This is a genomic window from Thermogemmatispora sp., from assembly GCF_019683635.1.
Taxonomy (GTDB): domain Bacteria; phylum Chloroflexota; class Ktedonobacteria; order Ktedonobacterales; family Ktedonobacteraceae; genus Thermogemmatispora.
Window position 1 is genome coordinate 1 of record NZ_JADGIA010000205.1, and the last position, 9008, is coordinate 9008.

Here is a 9008-nt window from a genome sequence, read left to right on the forward strand (position 1 = left end):
CCCCGGCCCCCGCCCCGGTACCGGCACCAAACCCGTTCCCTGCCCAGGGACAGGCGCCTGCTCCACCAGCAGCGCCACCCGTTGCCGCTGCGCCGGCTCCCGCCCCCTTGACGCTGGAGCAGCTCAGCCCGGCTTCTCCAACCCCTCCTTCTTCTACCAGGGATAATGTTGAGGAGCTGCTGAGTAAAATCGCCGGTAATACGGCCCGTGATGAGTCGCTGCAGCAGGTGGCTGGCGCCGTGCTCGCCAGCACGGCTTCACTGCCCGAAGGCATCCGTATGCAGGTGGTGCGCTCGATGCAGGATATCCAGCGCTACATCGAGCATGGCTTGCTGAATCCTGCCATCGATGAGTGCTTGAAGGTCATCGAAATTGCTCCCCAGTATCTGGATGTCCATCAGGTACTCTGCGAGATCTATGTGCGCCAGGGCCGCATCGAGCAGGCGATCACGAAGTATGCTATCCTGGTTGATACCTATATCGCCAATGGACGCATCGACGACGCGATCGCTACCTACCGGCGCATCCTGCAGCTGGAGCCAAATAATCTAACATATCGCATGCGTCTGATCAATCTGCTCTCCTCACACGGAAACAAGGAGGATCTGCTGCGCGAGCGGACTCAAGCCGCCGAGGCGTATCTGCGCCTGGGCTACATGGATCGCGCCCTCAGTGAGTTGGAGCAGGCGCTGCAGGAAAGCCCCACAAGCGTGCCTACCCGCTTGAATTATGCTCTGGCTCTCCAAAAGCTCGGTCGCTCTCAGCAGGCTGCCTCTGAATACCAGCGCGTGCTGCAGGTCGACCCGCGCAATATCGTGGCTCTGGTACGCTGGCATCTCCTGATGATTACTGGAGCCGCCCCCTCGGGGCGCGCTTCGGCTCTGGAGCTGCTGACTCGCATTCGCTGGCAATTGCGGGGTCAGGGCCAGCGTCATTATGAGGTGGTAGCACGCGAGTATACGCAGGCTCTCGAATTGCAGCCGGGTAACGCGGATCTCCATTTCTCGCTCGGTCAGATCCATCAGCAGGCCGGCTACTTCGATCGCGCCGTGGCTTCCTACCAGCAGGCAGTGCGCGATAGCGCGGTAGAGGTCCTGGCCCGTGTAAGTATGGCCCATTGCTTGCTCTCCCAGGGGAAGCCCGAGGAGGCTATTCAGCAATTGGAGCAGGCCCTGCAGTTGGTGCGCCGCTCACCGGCTGCTATGGACCCGACCATCTGGGCGGCTCGCCCCCGCGAGGATGACGAGGAGCATCAGGCTCCCGAGGTGGAAATCTCCCTCTTGCTGGCCAAGGCCTACCGCCGCGCTGGCAAAGAGGAGCAGATGCAGGCGGTGCTCCGCCGCATTAAGCAGGTGACCACCTATCAGGATGAGGTGGCCTCAGCTCTGGCCGAGATCTCGGCCCGCCAGGGCGATATCGATAGCGCCCTCCAGGAGTACGCTGAGCTGGCTCGCTACTATCTCAGTAAGCGCCAGGGCGATAACGCTCTCAATGTGCTCAATGAGATGGTGCGCCTGGCTCCCCAGGACCCTCGCGCCCATGCCGAGCTGGCTGAAATCTATATTAATCGCGGCCAGCTTGAGGAGGGCATCGCCGAGCTGCGCCTGCTGGCTGATATCTATGAACGCCGTAATCAGCGCGGTGAAGCCTCTGAAGCCATGCGCCGCATTGCCGATATCTATGCCGAAATGGGCAATAATGAGGAGGCTCTGACCTGCTATCGCCGCGCTGTGGACCTCGCTCCTAACGATATGAGCCTCTTGCGCGAGGTCGTAGCTTTCTGCTGGCGCATCGGTCGCACACGCGAGGCCACCGAGTATCAGACGGTGGTGGCTCGCTACTACTTCGAGACCCATCAGGTCAAGGAGGCCGTGGCCGCTCTGCAGCAGTTGATTGCCATCGATCGCCATAACTACGAAGCCTACGATATGCTCGGGCAGACCTATCAGTCGGTCGGCGAGTATGAGCAGGCGAGCCGCGTGTATAAGAACCTGGCACGCGTGAAGCCCGATAGTACCATTGCCCGTGAGCGTCTGGCTGCTTTGCAGGCGCTGCGCTCTGGCCAGTAGCCTGAGCCAGGTTTGTTCTGGCACGGCTCGGATCACCCGGGACCCGGGCTTGGAATCAGGGGGAGACTTATCCTGACTCGGATCGTGTGGGGAGATCAAGGCACCAGGGCTGACCTCTCCTCTGAAGCGGGAGACAGACCAGCCCGGTTGATGGGCTAAAGCAGCACTCAAGAAAATGGGGATCGGCAGGACCGTAGGGCCGATCCCCTCTTTCGCTGGGCCAGATCCTAAAAGACCCGCTGAGCGGCGCGCTCTCTAGCCCTGCTGAGAGACACCGGGCAGAGCCGCCTCGGCCTGTTGGGCATCAGCTGATCGCTGTGCCTGGGCTGTCCGTTCCCCGCCCGCTGCTGGCTGGGCCTGGGGCTGGCGCTGCAAGCGGCTCCGCTGCTGCTGATCACGCCAGCGCTTCAGATCCAGCAGACGACGATAGGCCTGATAAACAAGGGGCTTGTAGGCCAGGTCATGGGTCTCCAGGAAGCGCAGAGGATAGCCGCCGAAGCCTTGCTTGAAGATATAGACCCCCCATAGCTCTTGCCCTTCCTCCAGGACGTCGGGAATGCCACGGAAGTTGTAGTACCAGCAACCATGCTCTTTGGCCCAGCGGATGGCTGTCCATTGGAGCAGGTGATTGGGCATGCGATTGCGGTGTTCGTTTGAGGAAGCTCCGTACATGTACCAGCTCCAGCGGCCAAAGCGCAAGGCGAGTAGACCGGCAATAGCCTGCCCTTCATATTCGGCCAGAAAGAGGGCAGCGCGGTCGCCTTCGCTGTAGAGGCGCATGACGTCCTCGTAGTGAGCCTTCTCATGGATGAAAAAATGATCGCGCTCGCTGGTGATGCGGTAGAGGCGGTAAAAGGTATCCAGGTCTGCAGGCCCTTCACCCCTGCGTACACTGACTCCCTTGCGGGCGGCCAGGCGAATGTTATAGCGCCACTTCTCTTTCATGTTGGCCAGCAAGGTCTGCTCGTCGGGGCGGATGTCCAGCACCCACTCATGGCGGATGTGCATGGCGTAGGGCGTGCGGCGGAAGCCGTGCCGGCGCAAGGCGGCCAGCCAGCGCTCATCACCATCGGGCACGCTCGGCTCTACCTTGAGCATGAAGGCGCCGCGCCGCCGCGCCTCCTGGCGCACAAAATCCAGGAGCTGGCCCAGGGCCGGTGAGCTGGGATCGTCAATGACCGGCCCTCGCGGAGCGTAAAAGTAGGTTCCCAACACAGGCAGGCGCGAGACAAGGACGAGCATGGCGGCACAGAGCTGCCCCTGATCGTCGACGACTCCGGTATACAGAGCTTCGGCACCAAGATGAGGGGCCAGCTGCCCCCACTCATAGGACTGGGTAATATTGCAGCAAACCGAGGCAGCTACAAAGTCGTTCCACTGCTGCCGGTCGCTAATAAGGCGCGCTTCCATAAATTTTCCCTCAGAGATGGACAGATGCAACCAACGTTCATTATCTCTCGCTTTATCAGTGCAGTAGATAGCAGATCAGCGCTTACAGAAGGACAGTTTCCCACCCCTGGCTCAGGACGATGGCCGGCGCCTGATCTCTTCTTCTTTGGTCAGAGCCAGCCAGCCGCCTGCTGGAGCAAAAGCGCCAGCCCCCTCAGTCCGTTATCGCTGTTTACGCAAGGCTGGTGGTGAACATACGCGAGCGCGGAAGGCGCTCACTGGCTGGCGCCGGAGGACGAGGCTGGCTCTGCTGGCCGGGCGCCTTTCTCCTTTTTGCTGTCGCCCTGCGCCGAGGTTTCAGATTGATCGGCTTGACCGGCTGAGCTGGGCTTGCCTCCCTGTCTGCCGCGCGCCGCCCGCTCTAGCTCGACCCGCCGCCGCTCAGCTCGCCTGCGCTCGCGCCGAATCTCTACCAGCTTGCTCCAGAGGCGATACATCAGGGGGCGATAGACATAGTCCTGCGTTGGCATATTGAGGCGCGAATAGCCGCCAAAGCCTTGCTTGTATTCGTAGACGCCCCACATCTCTTCTCCTGGCTCCAGCACCTCGGGAATAGCACGAAAATCGAAGTGCGTGCAGCCCTGCTCTTTGGCCCACTGGATACAGCGGTACTGCAGCAGATAAGCGGCCTTCAGGTTGCGCTTATGGTTAGCGGTAGCCCCAAACATATCCCAGCACCAGTTTCCGAAGCGGATCAGCATCTTGGCTGCCAGGGCCTCGCCTTCGTGTTCGGCCAGGAAAAGCACTGCATCGCCGCGCGCGGCGAACTGGCGCAGGATCTCGCGATGGTAGTCTTTGCTGTGAATAAAAAAAGCGTCGCGCTCGCTGGTGAGCTTCAGCAAGGCATAATAGGCGTCGAAATCAGCGTCGCTGCTGGCTTCTCGCACAGTGACACCCTTGCGCCCGGCCACGCGCACGTTCTGCCGCCAGGTCATCTTGAAGTTGGCAAAGAGGGTTTCTAGAGGAGGCCGGATATCCAGCACCCAGCTGCGCCGTGGGTGGACAGCATAGGGGTAAGTACGAAAGCCGAGCGCACGGTAGGCACTTTGCCATTGCTCTAGACGTGGGTCGTCATCGGCGATGTTGGGTTCGAGGCGCAGCACTACGCTGCCTTCGCGGCGGGCGATAGCGTGGGCCTCAGTGATCAGCGCGGGAAGGGCTGGCGAGTCCGGCGCCTCGACCGAGGGACCGCGGCAGCTGTAGAGCCAGTTGAGCTGCAGACCGGGCAGGCGAACGGGAAGCGGCACCGGCGCGACCGAGACCATCATGGCGCCGATTAGCTGGCCTCCTTCCAGTGCGCCCAAGCGGTAAATGCGCCCACCAAGATACTTCGTTAGCTCACCCCACTCATATGATTGGAGCAGGTGCCCACCTGGCTGGGACGTCAGAAAGGCGTTCCACTGCTCGCGATCTGTGATTTCCTGCACAACAACTGTCATGGCAAACGCCCGTCCTCTTACAAACTTCAGCTTCCCTTGTTGTCCTGATGCAAGTTTTCAAGATATTCGCTTCTGAGCAGACTGTAGACGCGAACATCATGATATTTGCCGAAGCGCAGAATCGCCTGACGCAGGGTCCCCTCGTATTTAAAGCCGGCCTTCTCATCTGCACGCCAGCCGCCGATATTCTCCTCCATGTCCTGCGTCTGAATACGGTTCAGGTTCAGCTCCATGAAACCATAGCGGATCATCAGTTTGGTGGCCTCGGTACCGTAGCCCTGGCCCCAGACCGCGCGATCGCCGATGATAATATAGAATTCTGCTGTCTGGTTAATATAGTTAATATCCTTTAAACCAACGAGACCAATCAGACGATTGTTGCTTTTAAGTGCTACTCCAAAGATAATGTGCTTACCATCTCTGTATAGTTGCTCCAGGCGCTCCTTAGCACGAGAGTCGCTTGTCGGATAGATCGAAAAATAGCGGCGAATCTCCTCGTCGTTGAGCCAGGTCGCGTAGAGATGATTGTCCTGAGTGGGTTCCAGCGGGCGCAAGTAGACGCGCTCGCCGACGAGAAACGGATTCTGGAGCTGGGCAGTCTCTTCAGCCATCGTCTTCTCACTCCTGGGATAGAATGGTGCGCGCCACGCCTGCTGTTGAGCGCGCTAACGCTCCGGGGAGATGTGGCATGGCGGGCAGGAGAAACGTGCTAGACCTGTTCTTCGCTGAGCTGAGTATCCTGACACAATCGGCTAGTGCCAGTCCAGTATAGCATAGTCCCCCAAGGCCGACAACGCACGGGGCCGGTCTCTAGGACCACAGGGGTGCGCCTGCGCCGACGCTCAGGTTCTTGCCTCTTTGTCTGCCCCTCCAACTGGCTGGGAAGAAGGCAGTGTACTGAAGTGTACTGACCCACCGTCTTCCGTCGCCGCAAGGTCCTCTTGGCTGGCTGGTTTGCTGGCCTTCTCTGGCTCTAAACGAAGCGGGGAATAGGCCAGAGATGGTAGTGGATCTTTAAAGCGATGATGCGCGTGACCGAAGCGTCGATGGCGCTCTGCGAGAGCTGTCCGCTGGCCAGGGCCTGCTTGATAGCCGCCACAGCGCTGCGCAGATCGTAAGAGCTGCGCACTCCCAGGATCATATCGTTGCCTGCTGCCAGGGCTAGGACCACGGCCTCCGGCAGATTCCATTTCTTGGCGATACCCTCCATATAGAGCGCGTCGGTGATCACTACACCGTTGTAACCCAGTTCCTGGCGCAGAATGCCCGTCACAATGGTTGGCGACAGCTCCGCCGGCCAGACCGGGTCAAGAGCTGGCATCAGCAGGTCGGTTGTCATGATCATGCCGGGGTGGTCTAGCGACTGGGGGGACTGGATGAAGTGTTTGAAAGGCACCAGCTCGGTATTATAGATCTGCTCGCGGCTGCGCTTGATCACTGGGAGGTCGGTGTGAGCATCAGTTTGAGCGGCGCCCAGACCCGGAAAATGCTTGAGGCAGGCAATGACCCCATCGCCCTGGACAGCGCGCAGGTAGGCCCCTCCATAGTCGATGACTGACTGCGGCGTATAGCCCCACGTACGTAGATACTGATCGGGACCATTGACCACTGGCACATCCACATCGGGGGCCAGGTCGGTGTTCAACCCCAGAGCCTTCAAGTCATGGGCGATCCCGTGACCAAGCGCAGCGGCATTGCTGACCTTGCCTGTCTGGTAGACTTCCAAGGCTCCGGGCCGATGGCCGTAGATATTGTTGATCCGCTCGACAAAGCCACCCTCCTCATCCGCTGAAATGAAGAGCGGCATCCAGGCCCGTGCCTGCATGTGCTGAATATCGGCCCGTGTCTGCTGGAAGGTACGCATCTGGGCCGCGTACATAATCACGCCACCCGCATAGAGATCGTGAATCATCGTCTCCAGGTCCGCCGAGTAGGTTATTCCGTAATACTGAACCATGAAGAGCTGACCGAGCTTTTGGTCGAGAGTCATATGGGCCAGGTAGAGGCGGGCCAGGGCCTGCTCGTTCATGGAGGCCTCGCGATGACGCAGAGCCTCAATCTGGGCGGGGGTCAACGGATTGCTAATAAAGGGGCCGGCCAGCAGCGTCTCCTGGAGCTGGCTCATCTGCCGCGGCTGCCACGGTGCATCGCCCTGGCCCAACAGGGCCGTTGCCAGGAGCAGCAGCGCCCCACCGCTGGCTAGCAGGAGACGCAGGGTGGAGAGCGGGCGCCGACGGCGACGAGGCCGCTGTCGCAGAGGCGCAGCAGCGCTGGCTCCTGCTTCAGGGCGCTCTTGTGGGCGAGGGGCCACCATCGGAGGTTTGCTGTCAGTGAACATTGCCAGGTGACTCCTGCATTCAGGTTAGCATTTTTCTCTTATTCTAGAGAAGTATAACAAATGATACAGGTTACAGGCGCCAATCGTCGTACTTAGAGAGCGAGTGAAAGCAAGAAGATGAGCACATTACTCAGGCAGCTCCTAGGCCGAAGGAGGGACCGCGGGCAACAGATGATACTGCATCTTTAAAGCCAGAATGCGCGTCACTGCCTCGTTGACCCGCAGGATCGAGAGCCGGCCATCCTGGAGCGCCGCCTTGAGGCCGTTAATCATCGCCAGTGTTTGAGCGCTGCCGGTAGGGCCGAGGAGCATATCGTTGCCGGCATTCAGGGCCAGCACGGCGGCCTCTGGCATGTCCCATTGCTGGGCGATGCCCTGCATATAGAGTGCATCGGTAATCACCACGCCATCGTAGCCGAACTCCTGGCGCAGAATCTGGGTCATAAAGCGATAGGACAGCTCGCCGGGCCATTTCGGATCGATCGCGGGCATCAGCACATCGGTTGACATGATCATCCCTGGACGCATGTATGGATCGGAGGCGTTGACAAAATACTTATAAGGGGCCAGCTCGGTTGAGTAGATCTGGCTGACGCTACGGTTATCGGAGGGAAGGGTCTTATGCGCGTCCTCCGTGGTATCGCCCAGGCCGCCGGGGTAGTGTTTGATGCAGGCGATCAGACCGTCCTGCTGCATAGCGGCCATAAAAGGACCGGCGTACTTGATCACATCCTGGGCGGTTGTACCGAATGTTCGTGTCACCGTGTCATAGCCTGGCACAAGCATCACATCCACATCGGGGGCCAGGTCGACGTTGATGCCAAGCGCCAGCAGATCGTGGGCCATCTTATGACCCTCTTGCGAGGCATAGGCCACGCTCCCCGACTGGTAGATGTCCCAGGCTGAGGGACGTGAACCATAGATGTGCGAGAGGCGATGAACGTAGGGGCCACCCTCTTCGTCGGTGGAGATCAGCAGAGGAATTTTGGCATGCTGTTGCATCAGGGCAATATCATGCTTGGTCTGAGAAAAACTCTGCATTTGAAACTCATAGAGGATGACGCCCCCGGCATGCAGGTTTGTGATCATATTGTCCAGGTCGGGTGAGTAGTAATCGTCGGCGTACTCCACCATAATCAGCTGGCCCAGCTTCTCATCCAGCGACATCCGCGCCACGTAAAGGCTCGCGAGTTGCTTGTAGGACATATGGTCGCTCAGGTGGCGTAAGGCGTTAATCTGAGCCGGGCTATAGGGGGCAGCGATGAACGGGCCAGAGGGACTGCTGGCAAAGGGATCAGCTATCACCGAGGAAGGGAGCGGTCCGGGGAAGAGATAGGCCGCGTTGAAGTAGGCAAAAAGCGCTCCGCCAGCAGTGATGAAGGCCAGCACAAGCATGGCGATGCCGAGAAAGAGCCGTAGACGACCGGCGCGCCGCTGGCGTCGGGAGGATACCTTCCCCGATATCTCGCTCTTCCTGGGTAGCGCAGCAGGGGTGTCTGCTAAAAAAGTAGCACTTTTGACAGACTTTTTCGAGAACAGAGACATAAAGACTCCCAATAGAAACCATGCTGTGTATCTATTATAAAAACGTTATCAACAAATGTTTAAAATCAGGCATTGTCAGCGCGTTCTGGGCAGGGACCTGGGGTTGGTTCCTCCTCCTCTCTCTCTAGTTCTAACGCGCGGGAAGAACGATTTGTTACATCATGGGAG

The 9008-nt window shown here is 59.3% G+C and carries 6 protein-coding genes; 1 reads left to right on the forward strand and 5 read right to left on the reverse strand.

The features are described 5' to 3' along the window. Nucleotides 1–2069, forward strand: a 2069-nt coding sequence (locus tag IRZ31_RS17795) for a tetratricopeptide repeat protein (protein WP_297156108.1), incomplete at its 5' end; no start/stop codon positions are given. A gap of 255 nt (nt 2070–2324) precedes the next feature. On the opposite strand, the gene IRZ31_RS17800 is transcribed toward IRZ31_RS17795, so the two are convergent. The 5 genes from IRZ31_RS17800 to IRZ31_RS17820 form a co-directional block, all read right to left on the reverse strand. Beyond that, the gene (locus IRZ31_RS17800; protein WP_297156110.1) at nt 2325–3479 is read right to left on the reverse strand and encodes a peptidoglycan bridge formation glycyltransferase FemA/FemB family protein; all 1155 of its coding nucleotides are present in this window, start codon (nt 3477–3479) and stop codon (nt 2325–2327) included. A gap of 254 nt (nt 3480–3733) precedes the next feature. Continuing rightward, nucleotides 3734–4957: a peptidoglycan bridge formation glycyltransferase FemA/FemB family protein gene (locus IRZ31_RS17805; RefSeq protein WP_297156112.1), complete on the reverse strand. Its 1224-nt coding sequence runs from the start codon at nt 4955–4957 to the stop codon at nt 3734–3736. Between the two features lie 26 nt (nt 4958–4983). Further along, nucleotides 4984–5568, reverse strand: a complete 585-nt coding sequence (locus IRZ31_RS17810; RefSeq protein WP_112430527.1) for a GNAT family protein — start codon at nt 5566–5568, stop codon at nt 4984–4986. A gap of 362 nt (nt 5569–5930) precedes the next feature. After that, nucleotides 5931–7295 carry a glycoside hydrolase family 3 N-terminal domain-containing protein gene (locus IRZ31_RS17815; protein WP_297156116.1) on the reverse strand — a complete coding sequence of 455 codons (1365 nt, stop codon included), beginning with the start codon at nt 7293–7295 and terminating at the stop codon, nt 5931–5933. A 141-nt stretch (nt 7296–7436) separates the two neighbouring features. After that, nucleotides 7437–8840: a glycoside hydrolase family 3 N-terminal domain-containing protein gene (locus tag IRZ31_RS17820; protein WP_297156118.1), complete on the reverse strand. Its 1404-nt coding sequence runs from the start codon at nt 8838–8840 to the stop codon at nt 7437–7439. Nucleotides 8841–9008: the final 168 nt, after the last annotated feature.

Coding starts and splice junctions, on each gene's coding strand:
- IRZ31_RS17810 (WP_112430527.1), bottom strand. CDS start 5,568: ATGGCTGAAGAGACTGCCCAGCTCCAGAATCCGTTTCTCGTCGGCGAG.
- IRZ31_RS17820 (WP_297156118.1), bottom strand. CDS start 8,840: ATGTCTCTGTTCTCGAAAAAGTCTGTCAAAAGTGCTACTTTTTTAGCA.
- IRZ31_RS17800 (WP_297156110.1), bottom strand. CDS start 3,479: ATGGAAGCGCGCCTTATTAGCGACCGGCAGCAGTGGAACGACTTTGTA.
- IRZ31_RS17815 (WP_297156116.1), bottom strand. CDS start 7,295: ATGTTCACTGACAGCAAACCTCCGATGGTGGCCCCTCGCCCACAAGAG.
- IRZ31_RS17805 (WP_297156112.1), bottom strand. CDS start 4,957: ATGACAGTTGTTGTGCAGGAAATCACAGATCGCGAGCAGTGGAACGCC.